Below are 16974 nucleotides of genomic sequence, written 5' to 3' on the forward strand. Positions count from 1 at the left end.
AAGGTTAGGCCGTTATCTAAGAAAAAACTTTCAGACCAGTTTCCTCCCACGGGAATGAAGGAGAAATTTATGCAAAGGAACGATAAAAAAAGGCTCATAGATAAGAAATACAGAGAGATCATCAACCAAAAGAAAGATGAAAAGAAGCACACGACAGAAGCGTTCTTCATTATTTTGTTTTTCGTTTTGATTTTTGTTCTGAATGCATTCTTTAAAGGATTTTAATTGTCTGGAAGGCTGTAAGAAAGTGTTTCTTCGTCTTTATAAACACTCAGAGTTAACTTAAATTAAACAATCCATGGGGTGATAGAATGGAAGAAACAGAAAATAAAAAGAAAAGTCCGCCGGGGATAATAACCGGACTTATGGTGTTTATACCGCTGGTTCTTGGCGGATTCATGCCTCACATCGCATGGATCTATTTAATGGGTGCTGCAATCTTTGGATACAGTATTTACCTTAACCGAAAATCAAAGAGTATTGTTTTAAAAGATAGTTCTTTGTTTTTGTTCTTTATCGTCTGTATTTATCTTATGGAAAAACTAATTTAATAATTTCCACCTATTGTATAAAGTGAAAGGGACCGCTGCCTGACTTGCCGGAGGACCTTTCTTCAGCACTTGTGCCAGATGTCCCCGTTTGACCGCCGTTAAAAATAACCTCTTTCAATGCATCATTCATCAGAGCAAAGCAGATGGCCGTGACAGCGAAAAAAGATATGGGAACAAGGGCAATCCATTGCTGAACATACAAGTAGCCGAGGCTGTCTCCAATCATACCGGACCACTCATAGGAAAAGGTCCGCGGCGGATCACCACCCATTCCATACGAGACAACGGTTCCTCCGAAAAAAAGTTTAAAGACCCCTAAATGTGCAAGAAGAAGCAGCACCTGAATGAGCTGCTGGCCAAATAAAAGCATCCAGCGTTCATAGAGGACAGGGATGATGTGTTTCATGAAAAGGTGTGATTTTCTTCCGCCAAGCGTTTTTGAGGCTTCGATAAAGCTCTCATCCAAGGTCATCCGAATTTCTCCTGAAAGCTGCATCGAAAGGGACGGGACAGCGATCAGGACAAGAACAGCCGTATGAAAAGCAACTCTTTCAAACATCGTGGACTGAAATCCTTCGGGAGGCATCCACAGGACACTATGCAGAAGAAAAAAGGCAATGATGGTCTGCGGAACGACTGAAAAGGGTTCGCTTAGAGTCTTGATGAGCTTAAAAAAGAAAGGCTTCATGGAGCAGATGAAGTAACTGAAAATCAGGGAGCAAATCATCCTCAAAAGCGCAATCAGAATGGTCATGCCAATTGTATACTTTGCTCCTTCCACTATCATGTGAAGAAGATCGAATCCGAAACGGTCTGAGCCCAGCAGAAATACTTCAAGAGGAGCATAGGGCGGAGCGTGTTTTATTCCGCCATCTGAATCTTTTACATATCTGATCTGCTGGATCTCGCCGTCATTAATGAGTGTATTTCCAATACTTAAAATCAGAAGGGCAGATAGAAAAAGAAAGCTGATCAGAAATCTTTTTTTCTTAAATAATTGGACAATCATTTACTGAGTTTCCTTTCTAATAGAGCTGCTGATTCTCTCGAAAACCCTGTATAAAAGGAAGAGCGGAATAAAAAGAGTGATACAGCTGAGTGTAAATACTTCGGGTGTAGAAGCAGTAAACACAAAACTCAACAACCCGTTTAAGTTAAACAGGTATTCAACAACAGCCATGGTAGACAGCATGGACCAGAACACTGTTTTTGCCGAACCGAACAATGCGCCTGCAATGTTTCTCATTACATGCATGTTCAGAATATAAGAATAGGAAAAACCCATCGAGCGCACCAGCTCTATGTATCTCTTATCTAACTCTTCTGTAATGTATTGAATCAGCATTTTTGAAAGGGAAAAAGAGACTGGCAGGGCAATGCACAATATGGGAAGAAGGACGGCCTGATTTTCAGAGCCCGTCGTTGCAAACTGGGCAAGTTTAATGCCTGTAGCTTTTAAAAAGGCAATGACGCCTATCTGAAAAATGACGAAAATCATCACATCCGGAACAGATTCAAGGATTCCCAGCATGTTAGTGATTACTTTCAGTTTTCTCCGCATAAGCAATAAGGAAGCGAAGGCTGCAACAAACGAAAAAAAGAATGCCGCCGCAGCGCCTCCGAGGAAAATCGGGATGGTGATACCGGCGCGTTCCGCGATGATCGGCACCATGGGCACTCCTTCATATGTCATTTCATGCAGCATGAGCAGCTGCATGGCGATTTCTGCTGTCTTTTCCGCGTAGCCGGCTGGATCAAATTGAAAGCCATTGATCAGTACCGGAAGTGAGCCAATCAGGATGAAAACCGCGATGGAAAGAAGAATCTGCAAAGCGAGCAGCAGGAGCTGCCTGCCGAAAAATTTCACGCGCCAAGAAAGCTCTGCCTCTACCAAAGCGGCTTATCCTCTTCAATATATTCATAGTAATAAGGCGATAAAAGAACAGACAAAAGACCGGCTGCAACGATGGCGCTGACTCTCACACCGGTCGATGCACCCATCATAGTACTGATAAAGCTTGCAGCGATGATGGGAACGGCAATAAGCAGCGTTCCCTTTGTCCGTGATTTCGGTGTCGGATACAGCTTTGTGCCGCATTTAGGGCAGGTTAGGATTCGGGTGAATTTCAGAGATGTCATAAGCGTTTCCTTCCAGGAGAAGGAATAGCGGCAGGATGTGCAGACTGGCAGTTTCAATGGTGGAGCCCCCTGTTGTTTTCTTTTTATTTTAGCATGTTTATAGAAAAATTTAACATAATCATTTCTATGAGAGTGATCTATTTGTATAATAAGAGGACAACATACTAACCGGTCAGTCTGAAAATCTCGATGAAATGGGGAACGTATATGACAGCCTATTGGCCAGATTATCTTTCTGAAACGTTAGTCTATCAACAAGGAGAGAAACCTCTTCATGAGTACATGAAGAGGCACGCCGAAGAAAAGCCTCACTCGCCAGCCTATATTTACTATGGAAATAAGATTACGTGGAAAGAACTTTACAGAAAAACCTGCCAACTGTCAGCATACCTGAGCCGCAATGGAATTGGCCAGGGTGATGCCGTTGGGCTCTACATGCAAAATTGTCCGCAGTATATTATCGCCCACTATGCCATTCAAAAAATTGGCGGGGTGGCTGTTCCGCTTAATCCGATGTACAAAGAATCCGAACTGTCTTATTTCCTGAAAGAGTCAGGCATGAAAGCTGTCATTGCAGGACAAGAGCTGTTTCAAAGAGTAAAAACAGCCGCGGAATCAAATAAGACTGATCTATTGGCGGTAACGGTCCACTACGGGGATTTCCTGCCTGATAATCCAATCTTTAAGCTTCCTTCCGAATTGGAAAGGCAAAAACAACAAAAATCGTCTGCCAAAGATATTCAGGACATTTTTCAGCATGAGGACCCGCTGGAAGAGAATGCTCCTATTGATTTATGGGAAGGCGAAGGTCTGATGGTCTTTACTTCGGGAACAACAGGCAGGCCTAAAGGAGCCCTGCTCTCTTGCGGAAGTTCCCTTTACAAAACGGCTGCAACAGCTCAGGCAAATGAGATGAGAGAACAGGATGTTTCTCTTGCCGCAGCGCCGCTCTGCCATATTGCAGGGATGGTCATGGGGGTAAACATTCCTGTTTATACAGGAAACACGTGTATTCTCCTGACAAGGTTTGATCCTGAAACTGCCGCCGAGGCAATTGAAATCTATAAAGTGACTGCCTGGTACAGCATAGCCCCCATGAATGAAGCAATTCTGAAGACTCCCGGAGCAAAAGACAGAGATTTATCATCCTTGAAGCATAATCCGGCGACAAGTTTTGGAACGGCTGTAACAAAGGAGCTTGCTGACAGGTGGAGAGAGTTTACAAAAGGATGCCTGATGCACGAGGCATCTTACGGACTCAGTGAAACCCATACATGTGATACCTTCATGCCGAAAGATAAGATTAAGTTCGGAAGCTGCGGAATACCCGTCTATCAAAATCACATTCTGATCGTGGATCCCGAAACCGGTCAGCCGTGCGAACAGGGAGAGCGCGGAGAAATCGCGGTCCGCAATCCGGGAATTTTTAAAGGATATTTGAACAGACCGGATGAAACACAGAAAACAATTGTAGAGGGCTATGTGAGGACAGGGGATATCGGAATGCTGGATCCGGATGGCTATCTTTACTTTTACGGGCGGTTGAAAGAAATGATAAAAACGTCAGGCTACAGTGTGTTTCCTGAAGATGTCGAGGCGCTGCTGAACGAGCATCCAGCGGTTTTGCAGAGTGCGGCAATCGGAATTCCCGATGAAGAAAAGGGAGAATGTGTCAAAGCTTTTATCGTTCTTGATCCCGAATACAAAGACAAATTGACGGAGAATGAAATTTTAACTTGGGCAAAAGCGCATATGGCCGTCTATAAATCTCCGGCAGAAGTTGAATTTCTGGATGCTCTGCCTGCCACAAGCTCAGGCAAAGTGCTGAGAAGGGAATTAAAATCAGCGAGGGAGGCAGCGAAATGAAAACACATTTAAACGAGATCGATTATGCAGTACTTGATTTGGACAAAAGAAAACAAAAAGCGCTCCTAGGAGGAGGACAGGACAAAATAGACCGTCTGCACAGCAGCGGATTTTACACGGCGAGAGAAAGAATTGCCCTGCTTGCAGATGAAGACAGTTTTCTTGAGCTCGGAATGCTGAATCATTCAGACAAAGAAGGAGCAGCCGAAAAAAGCTACGGGGACGGTCTGATTACAGGTCTTGCAAAAGTCGACGGACGGCCTGCCGTTGTAATGGCCGGTGATAAAACCGTTTTTGCCGGCACTGAGGGAGCAGTCCATATCCGCAAATCAAAAAAAGTACATGAATATGCTTTAAAAAGAGGTCTGCCTCTTTTTAATCTGAATGAAGGCGGAGGACTCAGAATGCCTGATGGAATGGGATCTGACGGGATCAGCGACAAGCTTTTCCCGCAGGAAATGCTGACTCATTCGAGGCAGGTTCCTTTAATGACGGCGATTCTCGGCGACAGCTTTGGCGGCCCGACATGGATGGCCGTTTCATCTGACTTCGTCACGATGCTGAAAGGAACCTGCATGGCGATTGCGGGGCCGAGAATGCTTTCTATGGCTACCGGACAAAAAGTAGAAACGGAAGAGCTTGGAGGCTGGAGGGTTCATGCAGATCACACAGGCCAGTCAGATTCTTTTGGCAATACAGAAGAAGAATGCATCCTGCAGATGAAAAAATTCTTCAGCTATATGCCTCTGAATAGCGGGGAGGAACCCCTGTTTAAAGAAACAAATGACGATCCGTACAGAAAGCTTGAAAGGGTTCTTGACATTCTTCCGAAACAGAAAAACAGAGTCTATGATATGAAAGAGATGATTAAAGACATCGCTGATGCAGGGGAGATGTTTGAGTATAAAGCGATGTACGGGGAAGGCCTGATCACGGCTTTTGTGAGAATGGGAGGAAGAACGGCAGGCATTGTAGCCAATCAGCCGAAGAAATTTGCCGGTGCAGCAGGCCCGAAAGAGTGCGATAAAGCCATTGATTTCATTTGTTTATGTGATTCTTACCATATTCCGCTAATTTTCCTGCACGATACTCCCGGATTCAGAATAAGCCAGGATGCTGAACGTGAAAAAATGCCGACTAAAATTATGATCTGGAACCAGGCTCTTGCCCAGTCCACTGTACCTAAGATTTCAGTTGTCATCAGAAAAAGTGTCGGGGCAGCATACGGCAATATGTGCGGTCCTTCAATGGGAGCGGATTTCGTTTTTGCCTGGCCGACAGCCGAGATTAATTTCACGGGACCTGAAGTGGGTATTAATGTCGTGTATGGAAGACAGCTGCAGGAAGAAGCCAATCAGGAAGAGGCACGGAAAAAGCTGCTCGAGCAGTGGGCTTTTGACAGTTCTCCCTATAAAGCAGCTTCCAAACACTACCTGGATGATGTCATTGATCCAAGAGATACAAGGAAATATTTGTGCAAGGCGCTTGAATACGCCTCATACAAAAATGGAACGAAAAGCGAGCGCAGGCTTGCCAACTGGCCGACCGGCTATTAAAATACCTGTTCGAATACCGGAAAGTCCTCTATAATAAAAAAGCTATTATTTTCCAAAGGGGGATTTCACTATGGTTCGGACAGCATCAAAAGCCATCATTTTAAAGGACGGAAACCTTGTTGCCATCAAGAAAGAGGATGAGCAGGGCTATTATTACATTCTGCCTGGAGGCGGACAGGAGCAGGGAGAGAATCTGCACGAAAACCTGCGCAGGGAATGCCTTGAAGAAATAGGAGTGGAAGTAGACATTCACGAGCTGGTGTTTGTCAGAGATTACGTCGGCGGAAATCACGGATTTGCTGATCACGGATTTCATCAGTTGGACATGATGTTTCTCTGCACCATCAAAGAGGGCCAGCCGGAACCTTCAGCGGGAACGGTGCCGGATGACGGGCAGGTTGGGGTGGATTGGCTTCCTGTAGAAACATTGAGGGATCATAGGCTGTATCCCATCACTGTGAGGGATGAGATTATGAAGCTTCATCTTGGGGAAAAACCGGAGAAGGTTTATTTGGGGGATGTTAATTAGCTCACCTGTGCTAACAGCGGATCCTGCTAGATGGTTATTGAATGTCTACCGGGTTCAGTTGCAGAGCGCTGATCAATTTAAATAGTAAATAAAAGAGCATACCAATTAGCTGCTGGTATGCTATTTAATGTACATCAAGGATAAATAATATCGTAAGTAGCTTTAAAGACTCCGCTGGAATATTGTTTTATGTCCACCAGCCCTAATTCATAACATGGCTTCTCACTGCCAAATAAAGAGATGCCTTCACCGACCATGATTGGATTAACCTTGAGTACTAATTGATTTATGAGTTTATGTTTAAGCAATGAACCAGCCAACTCTCCGCCGCCGCATAGCCATATCTTTCCGGTTTCTTTTTGTTTAAGTTTTTCAATAAATCCTATAGCATCTTCTTTGACCAGTTCGACTTCTTCGTTCGACTCAAATTGCATGGAGTTCGAGAAGATATAGTGTTTTATGCCCTTATAGCCGGGTTCACCAGGTTTAGCGCCGAATTGAAACCCAAACTCATATGTTTTTCCACCCATTAAAACTGCATCGTATTGCTGAATATCTGATAAAAAATACGGGACATGATCCCCTTCGAATAAAAAGAGAGAATTATCTATATTTCCATCTATCATCCCTTGATCTGCTATAAAGTTGTCCAGTGAAACAGCAACATGATATATGATTTCACCCATCTGTCATCCCTCCAATAAAATAACTGATATTTCCATGTTAACATAGGTGCTCTCTGTAAATAGTTCATTTTATAATGAAAAAGCAAACCATAACATGTGTTAAATGGTTTGCTTCGTTTCTCATGTTCTTTTTTAAATTGCAGATTATCAAATCGGAACCTTCACATAAAATGTACTCAAACCCTGTTCATTGACTGCCCAGACCTTTCCTCCGTGCAGCTCAGCAATACGCTTGACAATGTTCAGGCCGAGGCCGAATTCTCCGTTGCTACCTTTATGAAATGGTTCGAACAGGTGCGGCAGAATATCTTCCTCAATCGGAGGGCCGTCGTTCCAGATTTTCATCAGATAGTCAGAGCCTTCACGGGTAAGCCTGGCGCCGATGATTGTACCTGCATATCTCAGCTGATTTTCAAACAGGTTTTCGAGGAGTTTCATCCACAGCTCCACGTCTCCGTGGATGACGGCTTCTTCAAGCTGGATGGTGTAGTCAAGTTCCTGCCGGCTCCATCTGATCCGGTCGATGACCTCCTGGACAATCCGGTTCAGATGCAGTTTTTCCTTTGAAGCATTCCGGGATGAGAGATAATCAAGCTTAGTAATATAGAGAAGATCTTTGATTTTTTTCTCAAGCCGTTCTGATTCTTCTTCAATGACGTCCATGGTGCTGGTCAGGTCGCCCTTCGGATAGATGCCGTCATTGACGGATTTGGCATAGCCTCTGATGACCATGACGGGCGTTTTCAGATCATGGGAAATGTTCTGCAGCAGCGTGCGCTGGGCTTCATCTTTTTTCACAAGCCTCTGACGCATTTGTTCGATGGAAGAACCAAGCTTTCCAATTTCATCGCTGCGCTCAAGAACGACAGGCTCATGCCAGTCCTCATTAGATATTCGTTTAACATCTTTTTCGAGTGAAACAAGCGGGCGCGACAGGTATTTAGCAAGCCAGATGGACGGAATCCAGCTGAACAGAAAGACGATGATCATGACTAAGACAAGCTGTTTAAACAGGGTCAGCACAAGGTCGTTTCTGTAGGAGTCCCATGCATAGGAAAGCAAAAAGGCGGGCTGCCCGTCGAGCGAGACTTTTTTGATGACAAAAAAGAGCCGTTCATCGCCTATCACTCTTGAATATTCCTCTGTAATGGCTTCCTGTTTCGCTGCAAGAGACTGGGTCTCCTGCAAAAAGCGGAGCGGTAACTTTTTTTCGTTATAAAAAAAAGGCGCATTTTCAGGAAGAATGATGTGCTGAACCGAGCGGTCCGGAGACAGCTTTTCTCCGTTTGGATTCAGCGGGTCCATATCCATATCCCCCTGCAGCCGGTATTCCGTCAGGATGTGCTGTTCGTTTTCAATCGTATTGTAGATTTCATTTGTAAAAAAGTTTCTCAGGGTTGTAGGGAAAATGATCATTAAAACAAGCGAAATTAATAAAAGAATGCCTGAAATGACAATCCAGATCTGAAAGGCGAGGGATTTGTTTTTCATCAGGCAGTCAGCATCCTGTATCCGTACCCGTAAATGGTTTCAATTTTCAGGTCCGGCATTTTCTTTCTCAATCTCCGCACAAGATCATCCACGACCCGGTCCGTCCCGAAATAATCACTGCCCCAAATGTGCTCAATCATCTGCTCGCGTGAAAAGGCCTGTCCTTTGTTGTGCAGGAACAGCAAAAGTAGGTCAAATTCCTTTGATGTTAAGTTCAGGTTTTTCCTGTCAAGCGAAACGGAACGGATGCTTTCGTCAATTGTGTACGGCGGCAGCGTCACCGTATTTTTCGCCGGGGCGGATTCGTATAAACGGGTCAAAAGCTTCTGAACCCGGATGACGAGTTCCCTCGGGAGAAACGGCTTCGATATGTAATCATCGCTCCCAAGCTCAAGGCCGAGCACCCTGTCAATATCCGTATCCCGTGCGGATATGAAAATGACAGGTGTATCCGGTGAAGCCGCTTTGATTTCTTTAATAAGCTGGTAACCGTCTACACCGGGGACCATGATATCGAGCACCCACAAGTGCGGAGTCTTCTCTATTGCCGCGCGCGCGCTTTCTCCGTCTGTAAACGCGGTCACGCTGTATCCTTCTTTTTCAAGGTATTTTGTCAGTAAATCATTGAGATTCTGTTCATCTTCAACAAGGAAAATCGAATACGTCATTCTGATTCACCCTCCTCTTAATGGTCATTATACTATGGGGGAGCGGGGGAAATCATTTTTTTGTGTCTAGCTCCATCGCTCAACTCCTCTGCCAGAACAAATCCGTCAAAAAAGTCAAACCCGGACTTTTCCGCCGGATTCTTATCTGGCTCCCGGAGCTAAACGAGCGATTCCGCTTTTCTTACAATTTCCCACATTTCTCTCATCTTTCTCCCAAAAAGATTTCTTATAGTAGAGTCAACAAAGAAATTCACCGGGAGGAATGAAGATGGGATATTACGATGATACGGAACGGAAAGAGGCAATGGAGCAGGAATCACGGGAGACTTTCAGATCCGCAAAGCCAGAGAAGAAGCCGTCCAGAATGCGGGGCGTTCTTTCATCGGTTATCAGCGGTGTAGTAGGCGGAGCGCTGGTTCTTGGTGTTCAGCCGTATTTTGAAGAAGAGACCGGCAGCAATCAGCCATCTTATTCTGTTGATTCCAACACGGCTCAGGAAAACAGCACGAATGAGGTGAATACGCAGCCGATCAGCCAGACGAATGATATTGCTGATATGGTCGAGAACCTGTCCCCTGCGATTGTCGGTATTTCAAATAAACAGCAGCAGCGCAGCTTTGGAGGCGGCACGCAGAGTGCTGAAGCGGGCACCGGCTCAGGGGTTATTTTCAAAAAAGACGGGAACACAGCATACATCATTACAAATAATCACGTGATTGAAGGCGCAAGCAGCATTGAAATAACGTACTCGGACGGAGAGAAATCAGAAGCTGAACTGGTAGGTGCTGATCCGCTGACAGATACGGCTGTTTTGAAAATTGACAGCAAGTATGCAAAAGCCGTCGCGCAGTTCGGAGATTCAGGCAAGCTTCGTGCAGGAGAGCGGGTTGTAGCGATTGGAAATCCGCTTGGTCTGGATTTCTCCCGCACAGTGACGGAAGGAATCATCAGCGGAACAGACCGGACTGTACCGATTGAAACGTCAGAAGGAAATTGGGATTTGAGCGTCATCCAGACGGATGCTGCGATTAACCCGGGAAACAGCGGAGGCCCTCTGCTGAATATGAACGGTCAGGTTATCGGCATCAACAGCCTGAAGATTACCCAGGACGGCGTTGAAGGCATTGGCTTTGCGATCCCAAGCAATGACCTGCAGCCGATTGTGGATGAACTGCTTGAAAAGGGAAAAGTTGACCGCCCGTTTCTTGGAGTAGGCCTGATTGATCTGAGTCAGGTGCCGGAGCAGTACCGCACAAATACACTTAAGCTTCCTAATGATGTGGCAGAAGGTGTGTTTGTACAGGGTGTAAGCCCGGGTTCGCCTGCATCTGAAGCAGGCATGAAAGAAGGAGACGTCATCGTTGCCATGAACGGCACGAAGATTAAAAGCTCAGGTGAACTGCGCAAATTCCTCTATTCACAAACGGCGATCGGGGATGAAATAGACGTAGAATTCTACCGTCAGGGAGAGAAGGTCACGGAAAAGGTGAAGCTTTCTCAAAAAGAGGTTGTGAATAGTTAACATAGATCCCCCTTTTGTTGGCGGCTCCTTGAATGGAGCCGTTTTTTCTGTTTGGCTTGTTAGGATGCCTGTTTGGACTGTTAGAAAGGCAAATTCGCTTGTTAGAGCGCTGATTTGGCTTGTTAAAGCGGTCTGTTGGACTGTTAGCTTGTATTTAGCCTGTCCTTGGCAGTCATCATTGTCCCACAAATACCAGCCTTACGACCCATTTCGACAATATCCAACATTTTCATCCTCCGCTTCCCTCAAAAAAACGGAATGGTTTCGAACAAATATGGTATCACAAAACGCATAATTGATAACAATGCTCTTTTTGATGCAACATAACAGAACGGATGCCATGAAATAAGGAGATCAACGATGAATTTACTAACTTTGCTTGAGCAGACCGGTCATTCCATTTTTCATCAGGATGAACTGGGAGCTTGTGAAATTACGGGAATTGAAGCAAACTCAGCCAAAGTCAAAGAAGGCTGCTTATTTGTAGCGATCTCAGGCTATGCACGGGATGGCCATGATTATATAGAGGATGCAATCAGAAGAGGGGCTTCGGCTGTTATTGGAGAAAAAGACCTGACAGGTTTACCTGTGCCGTATGTAAGAGTGGAAAACAGCAGAGACTCACTTGCCAATCTGGCGGCGCATTTTTATGACTATCCCTCAAGAAAACACATCATGATTGGCATCACAGGTACAAACGGAAAAACGACCACTTCCTTCATGCTGAGACACATTTTGCAGCACGCCGGGTATTCATGTGCGCTTTTTGGCACGGTTCACAATGTCATCAATGGACAGGCATACAGTTCAAAGAATACGACGCCGGATGCGCTTGAACTGCAGCGGTTGTTGGCTGAAAGCAAAGACGAGGTTGTCATTATGGAGGTGTCCTCTCACGGCCTTTCTCAAAAAAGGCTGGAAGGAATCGAATTTGATCTCGGTCTTTTTACGAATCTTGCTCATGAACATCTCGATTATCACAATACAATAGAGGAATATTTTGAAGTAAAGCAGCAGCTGTTTTCAAAACTGAAGCAGGGCGGACAGGCTATTGTCAGCACGCATGATGAATGGGGCCAAAAGCTCACCGGCATTCTGCGGGAGCGGAATATTCAGGTGTCTACATTCGGGCCGTCGACAAGTGATGATCTAAAGTTTACATCTGAAAATGATGTTCACTGCTCTGATTTTGAAGTGACTGAGAAGGGTGAAAAGCTTCATTTTTCCATGAGCATTCCGGGTCTTCATAATATTTATAACGCTTCTATGGCGTATTTGGCCGGGCGTAAAATCGGCGTGGATGGTGCGAAGCTGATTGCAGGCTTCAGATCGTTTAAAGATGTACCAGGACGTTTTGAAATGTACGATCATCCGGAAGGCGCCACAGCTGTTATTGATTATGCCCATACGGCGGATGCGTTTGAATACATCTTGAAAACCGCAAGAGACTGCGGAGCAAAGCGGATCTATCATGTGTTTGGATTCAGAGGCGGACGCGATGAAAGCAAACGGGCGGAAATGGTGGAAATCTCATCAACGAAGAGTGACTGCTCTATTTTGACATATGACGATCTGAATGGTGTCAACCCAGAAGAAATGACAGAGGAATTGAAAACGTATCTTATCGATTGCGGTAAAAAAGAAGACATTGTCATTTCTGACCGGACGCTTGCCATCCAAAAAGCATGGGAACTGGCTGAAGCGGGTGACTGGATTCTTGTGACCGGAAAGGGAAGTGAAACGTACAAAGATTCATACGAACTTCCTGCAGGTTCAGACCAGGAGACGTTTCACCTTTTATTAAAAGAAAAAGAAGCGGCAGCATCATTTCCTCTTTAAAAAATAGATTTAACCCTAAAAGGAATCTCCATTAAAAGGAGGTTCCTTTTTTCATGTGTAGAAAAAGGTCGTTTAAGCAAAAACCCCAATTTAAAACCTCTTGCACTAGATATTTAGAATCAGATACCTGCTGTTTTTATTCAAATACCTCTCAATTTTGATGATAAATAGGTCTCAAAGTCCGCTTAATAACCCCGATTGTACCTTCCAGTCCGGCAATATACAATTCTAGTAACTTATTCAAATCATCTTATGTGATCACATTCTTTTCAAGTCTATTGCATCCAGATGAGCGCAGGGAACCAATTTAATTTTTTTAGGGGGATGTTTGGTGAAAAAATCTGTTTTAAAGTCGCTAATCGCAACATCTGTATCTGCCGTTATGCTTTCCTCAACGTTCAGCAGCGTCAAAGCTGTTGATCAGACAAGTGTCGAAAAAACGAATCAATCTTCTGCCATCGTTCATGCAGCAGCGGGTAAGGGCGAGCACAAAATCACCCTTATTACAGGTGATGTGGTAACGGTTCAAGAGATTGGTGACGGCAAAAGTGCAATCAATGTGGAGCCTGCCGATCAAAATGGTGCAGGAGCACAGGTCATGACCATCGGTGAAGAAACGTTCGTGATTCCAAATTCGGCAATGCCATACCTGGCAGCTGATAAATTGGACAAAGATCTATTTAACGTAACGGAATTAATTGAAAATGGCTATGACGACAAGAGTCTCACTTCTCTTCCCGTAATCGTGGAATATGAAGAGACGAAAGCGCGGGCAGCTCAAGTGAAATCGGAGCCAAAAGGAGCTAAAACAGTACGTACACTTGAAAGTATAAACGGGGCTGCGATTTCTGCATCGAAAAAAGAAGCAGATACCTTCTGGAAAGATATCACACCGGAATCAGCGGCTTTAGAAAAAACGAAGCCGGAAACAGCTGAGTTTGAAAAGGGAATTGAAAAGATCTGGCTGGATGGAAAAGTAGAAGCATCTCTTGCACAGAGCGTGCCGCAAATCGGTGCTCCTCAATTATGGGAATCCGGGTTTACAGGGGAAGGCGTAAAAGTAGCTGTGCTTGATACGGGGATTGACCCGGCCCATCCTGATTTCTCCGGCCAAATCGAGGCGTCAAAAAGCTTTGTTCCAGGCCAGCAGGTGGACGACAAACACGGTCATGGCACACATGTTGCATCAACCGTTCTTGGAACAGGTGCTGCTTCTGAAGGGAAGAATAAAGGGGTTGCCCCTGATGCCCGTTTAGTAGTTGGCAAAGTACTTGATGACTCAGGAAGCGGTCTTGATTCCTGGATTATTGACGGCATGGAATGGGCAGCTGAAAACGCGAAAATCGTGAATATGAGTCTTGGAAGCTCTGAACCTTCTGATGGAACCGATCCAATGGCACAGGCAGTCAACCGGATCAGTGAAGAAAAAGGAACGCTCTTTGTCATCGCAGCAGGAAACTATGCAGCGGAAGGGGCGATTGGGTCACCTGGAGCAGCAGATGCCGCCTTAACAATTGGAGCGGTTGATAAGTCTGATAAGATCGCGAACTTTACATCTAAAGGACCGCGATACGGAGATAAGGGACTAAAACCTGACCTGTCAGCTCCGGGAGTCGGCATCGTTGCTGCACGCTCAGGCCTTTCAGCAGGAACCGGCTTTTATAAGAGTTTAAACGGAACGTCCATGGCTACACCGCACGTTGCCGGTGCTGCAGCCCTTCTTTTGCAGAAGAATCCCGGCTGGAGCGGCACTCAGTTAAAAGAAGCACTGATGAGCACGACTAAAAAATTGCCGTATTCTCCTTATCACATCGGTACAGGCCGTCTTGATCTGCCGGCTGCTGCAGAAAGCAAAATCCGGGCAACCGGTCCTTTGTCCTTCGGTTTCTTTAAATGGCCGAACGCCGATGCACAGCCTGTTCAAAAAACAGTCACGTATACAAATGATTCGGACACGGCTGTCACATTAACTCTTCAGGCTGATTTTAAGAATACAAACGGAAACGCCGCACCAGATGGTATGCTGACGATCTCTGAAAACGAAATCACGATTCCGGCAAATGGAACAAAAACTGTTTCTGTCACGCTTGATCCGCAATTTGGTGAAGCAGGAAGCAGGTATGAAGGTCAATTAACGGCATCGGAAAACGGCAAACAAGTGGTTCATACAACAATGGGTATGGTGAAAGAAGAGGAAAAATACTCATTAACGCTTACCGCTAAGGACCGCAGCGGCAACCCTGCTATTGCATATGTCGGCCTTGTAAATAAGGACATGGATCCAGAGTTTGTAGCTGTAAATGGAACGGCAGAATTCCGTTTGCGTCCTGGAACATATTCCGCTATGTCCATGATGGAAGTAGATACAACTACAGACCACCGCGGGGTTGCATTAGTCGGAAACCCTGAAATTGTTCTGGACGGCCCGCAAACCGTGGAACTTGATGCCAGAAAAGCAAATGAAATAAAAGTGCATGTGCCAAAAGAGACAGAGCCAAGCTACCAGCGCCTCGAATATTACCGCTCTCTTGACGGCAAAACGATGAACCACGTGTACTTAGCTCCGGTTTGGATCGATAAACTGTATGCTGCTCCGACAAAGAAAGTGAATAATGGGGAATTTGAAATGCTGACCCGCTGGCGTTTAATCAAGCCTTATCTTCAAATTCACTTTAAAGATAAAGTGCTCGATGATATTCCTTTAGCAGGCAGCACGCTGCTTGATGGAAAATATAACTTATCAACGGTTTATGCAGGCAGCGGATCTCAGGCTGATTTTGAACGGTTGAATGCAAAAGGAAAGGCTGTCGTTGTTGACCGCAATGCAGATGTCACTCCTTCACAGCAGGCTGTTGCCGCACACGCAGCAGGAGCGAAGCTGTTAATCATCGTCAACTATGAAAATACGGAGTTCAGCGTATATGCTGGAAATCCGGATTATACAGACATTCCCCTTGCTGTTGCCGGCATCAGCAAAAGTGAAGGAGACAAGGTGATAAAGGCTGCACGTTCAGGCAACCTGAAGCTGTTTGTTGAAGGTGAGCCGAACACGCCATATGTCTATGATTTAATGGACGTTCATGGTGAACATATTCCTAAGGATCTCACTTATGCTCCTTCTACGCGTGAGCTTGTAAAAATTGATGCACGCTACAAGTCTGATCAGGAAACTCCTGGCGGAGAATTCCGTTTTGACCTGCGTCCGCATACATTCAGAGCGGTAGGTTTCTTGTATAAAATGCAGTTTCCTTCTGTTCGAACCGAGTGGGTCTCAGCAGTTGAAGGGACGCGCTGGTATCATCAGGCAAGAGTTCTTGACAGTCCATGGGAGGTCCGTCAGCCGGCTGTTACGTATGAAGAAGGCGAAAGACTCAACGAAGAGTGGTTCTCTCCGGTTGTCCGTCCGCGGCTTGGAGTCGGCTACTGGACACCTAACCGTCAGGGGAACGTACTTCAGTTCAACATTCCTGCCCTGGCAGATTCGGGAACTGGATCAACCGGAGGCTCGGAATATGACATCGCTCAAAATACACAAACACTTAAGCTTTATCAAGGGGACACACTGATTAAAGAAGGAAAAGGACAGGCAATGAATGTATCAAGCGGCATATCAGAAGAAAGAAAACAATACCGCTTAGTAACAGATGCAAAGCGTGATTCAAACCGTTGGGATACGTCCGTAAGCACCCATTCGGAGTGGACTTTCTGGTCTGAAAAAGGAAAAGATTTCAAAGTGGTCCTTCCGTTCTATTCACTTGACTACAAGGTTGAAACGGACATGAACGGCGATGCATTAGCAGCTCCATCAACGAACCTGGAACTGTCTGCAGCAAAACTGGATGGAGTTGAAGGGTACGGAAAATTGCAAGGTGCAGCGCTCGAAGTTTCTTTCAATGAAGGGAAGTCATGGAAGACAGTAAAGCTTGAGCAAACAGCAGAGAACAAATGGATCGCTAAAATCAACAATCCAAAAAACAGCAAACATGTTTCACTCAGAGCGTCTGCGTGGGATGATGCCGGCAATAAAATCACGCAGGATGTGATTAAGGCATACGGATTGAGATAACCGCAAGAATGGAAAGCAAGAAGAGAGGCGTATGCTTCTCTTCTTTTTATTTTAAGCGGAA

14 protein-coding genes are annotated in these 16974 nt (G+C 45.3%); 8 read left to right on the plus strand and 6 right to left on the minus strand.

Going from position 1 to position 16974, the window contains the following annotated elements; genetic code table 11:
* Positions 1–69: 69 nt before the first annotated feature.
* A complete protein-coding gene (locus RKD52_RS03130) occupies positions 70–225 on the plus strand; it encodes a hypothetical protein (protein ID WP_454098626.1) in 156 nt (51 codons plus the stop codon).
* Positions 226–311: 86 nt separating this feature from the next.
* Positions 312–551 (plus strand): hypothetical protein, encoded by a 240-nt coding sequence (locus tag RKD52_RS03135; RefSeq protein ID WP_454098627.1) that lies wholly within the window; start codon positions 312–314, stop codon positions 549–551.
* Between the two features lie 10 nt (positions 552–561).
* On the opposite strand, the gene RKD52_RS03140 is transcribed toward RKD52_RS03135, so the two are convergent.
* Genes RKD52_RS03140 through RKD52_RS03150 form a run of 3 tightly spaced genes read right to left on the minus strand, consistent with a single transcriptional unit; the run spans position 562 to position 2747 of the window.
* Entirely contained in the window at positions 562–1560 is a 999-nt protein-coding gene (locus tag RKD52_RS03140) for a peptide ABC transporter permease (protein WP_454098628.1), read from the minus strand.
* Positions 1561–2445, minus strand: a complete 885-nt coding sequence (locus tag RKD52_RS03145) for a hypothetical protein (protein ID WP_454098629.1) — start codon at positions 2443–2445, stop codon at positions 1561–1563.
* Complete coding sequence (locus RKD52_RS03150; RefSeq protein ID WP_454098630.1) at positions 2439–2747, minus strand: TIGR04104 family putative zinc finger protein; 309 nt, start codon at positions 2745–2747, stop codon at positions 2439–2441. Before RKD52_RS03150 ends, RKD52_RS03145 begins: the two co-directional genes overlap by 7 nt.
* Positions 2748–2897: 150 nt before the next feature.
* On the opposite strand from RKD52_RS03150, the gene RKD52_RS03155 reads away from it, so the two are divergent.
* The 3 genes from RKD52_RS03155 to RKD52_RS03165 all read left to right on the plus strand — a co-directional run bounded on the left by RKD52_RS03155 (position 2898) and on the right by RKD52_RS03165 (position 6641).
* A complete protein-coding gene (locus tag RKD52_RS03155; RefSeq protein ID WP_454098631.1) occupies positions 2898–4556 on the plus strand; it encodes an AMP-binding protein in 1659 nt (552 codons plus the stop codon).
* Positions 4553–6112, plus strand: a complete 1560-nt coding sequence (locus RKD52_RS03160; RefSeq protein WP_454098632.1) for an acyl-CoA carboxylase subunit beta — start codon at positions 4553–4555, stop codon at positions 6110–6112. Before RKD52_RS03155 ends, RKD52_RS03160 begins: the two co-directional genes overlap by 4 nt.
* A gap of 70 nt (positions 6113–6182) precedes the next feature.
* Complete coding sequence (locus tag RKD52_RS03165) at positions 6183–6641, plus strand: NUDIX domain-containing protein (RefSeq protein ID WP_454098633.1); 459 nt, start codon at positions 6183–6185, stop codon at positions 6639–6641.
* Positions 6642–6775: 134 nt separating this feature from the next.
* On the opposite strand, the gene RKD52_RS03170 is transcribed toward RKD52_RS03165, so the two are convergent.
* The 3 genes from RKD52_RS03170 to RKD52_RS03180 all read right to left on the minus strand — a co-directional run bounded on the left by RKD52_RS03170 (position 6776) and on the right by RKD52_RS03180 (position 9486).
* Positions 6776–7327 carry a dihydrofolate reductase family protein gene (locus RKD52_RS03170; RefSeq protein WP_454098634.1) on the minus strand — a complete coding sequence of 184 codons (552 nt, stop codon included), beginning with the start codon at positions 7325–7327 and terminating at the stop codon, positions 6776–6778.
* A 147-nt stretch (positions 7328–7474) separates the two neighbouring features.
* On the minus strand, positions 7475–8818 hold the full coding sequence (locus RKD52_RS03175; protein ID WP_454098635.1) for a sensor histidine kinase: 1344 nt from the start codon (positions 8816–8818) through the stop codon (positions 7475–7477).
* Positions 8818–9486, minus strand: coding sequence for a response regulator transcription factor (locus RKD52_RS03180; protein ID WP_454098636.1), 669 nt, complete (start codon positions 9484–9486; stop codon positions 8818–8820). Before RKD52_RS03180 ends, RKD52_RS03175 begins: the two co-directional genes overlap by 1 nt.
* Positions 9487–9754: 268 nt before the next feature.
* Here RKD52_RS03180 and RKD52_RS03185 point away from each other — a divergent pair, with 268 nt between their 5' ends.
* The 3 genes from RKD52_RS03185 (at position 9755) to RKD52_RS03195 (ending at position 16913) form a co-directional block, all read left to right on the plus strand.
* Positions 9755–11008: a S1C family serine protease gene (locus RKD52_RS03185; RefSeq protein ID WP_454098637.1), complete on the plus strand. Its 1254-nt coding sequence runs from the start codon at positions 9755–9757 to the stop codon at positions 11006–11008.
* Positions 11009–11368: 360 nt separating this feature from the next.
* Complete coding sequence (locus RKD52_RS03190) at positions 11369–12847, plus strand: UDP-N-acetylmuramoyl-L-alanyl-D-glutamate--2,6-diaminopimelate ligase (RefSeq protein WP_454098638.1); 1479 nt, start codon at positions 11369–11371, stop codon at positions 12845–12847.
* 331 nt (positions 12848–13178) lie between these two features.
* Positions 13179–16913 carry a S8 family peptidase gene (locus tag RKD52_RS03195; protein WP_454098639.1) on the plus strand — a complete coding sequence of 1245 codons (3735 nt, stop codon included), beginning with the start codon at positions 13179–13181 and terminating at the stop codon, positions 16911–16913.
* Positions 16914–16974 lie beyond the last annotated feature (61 nt).

It is taken from the genome of Metabacillus sp. SLBN-84 (assembly GCF_053629595.1).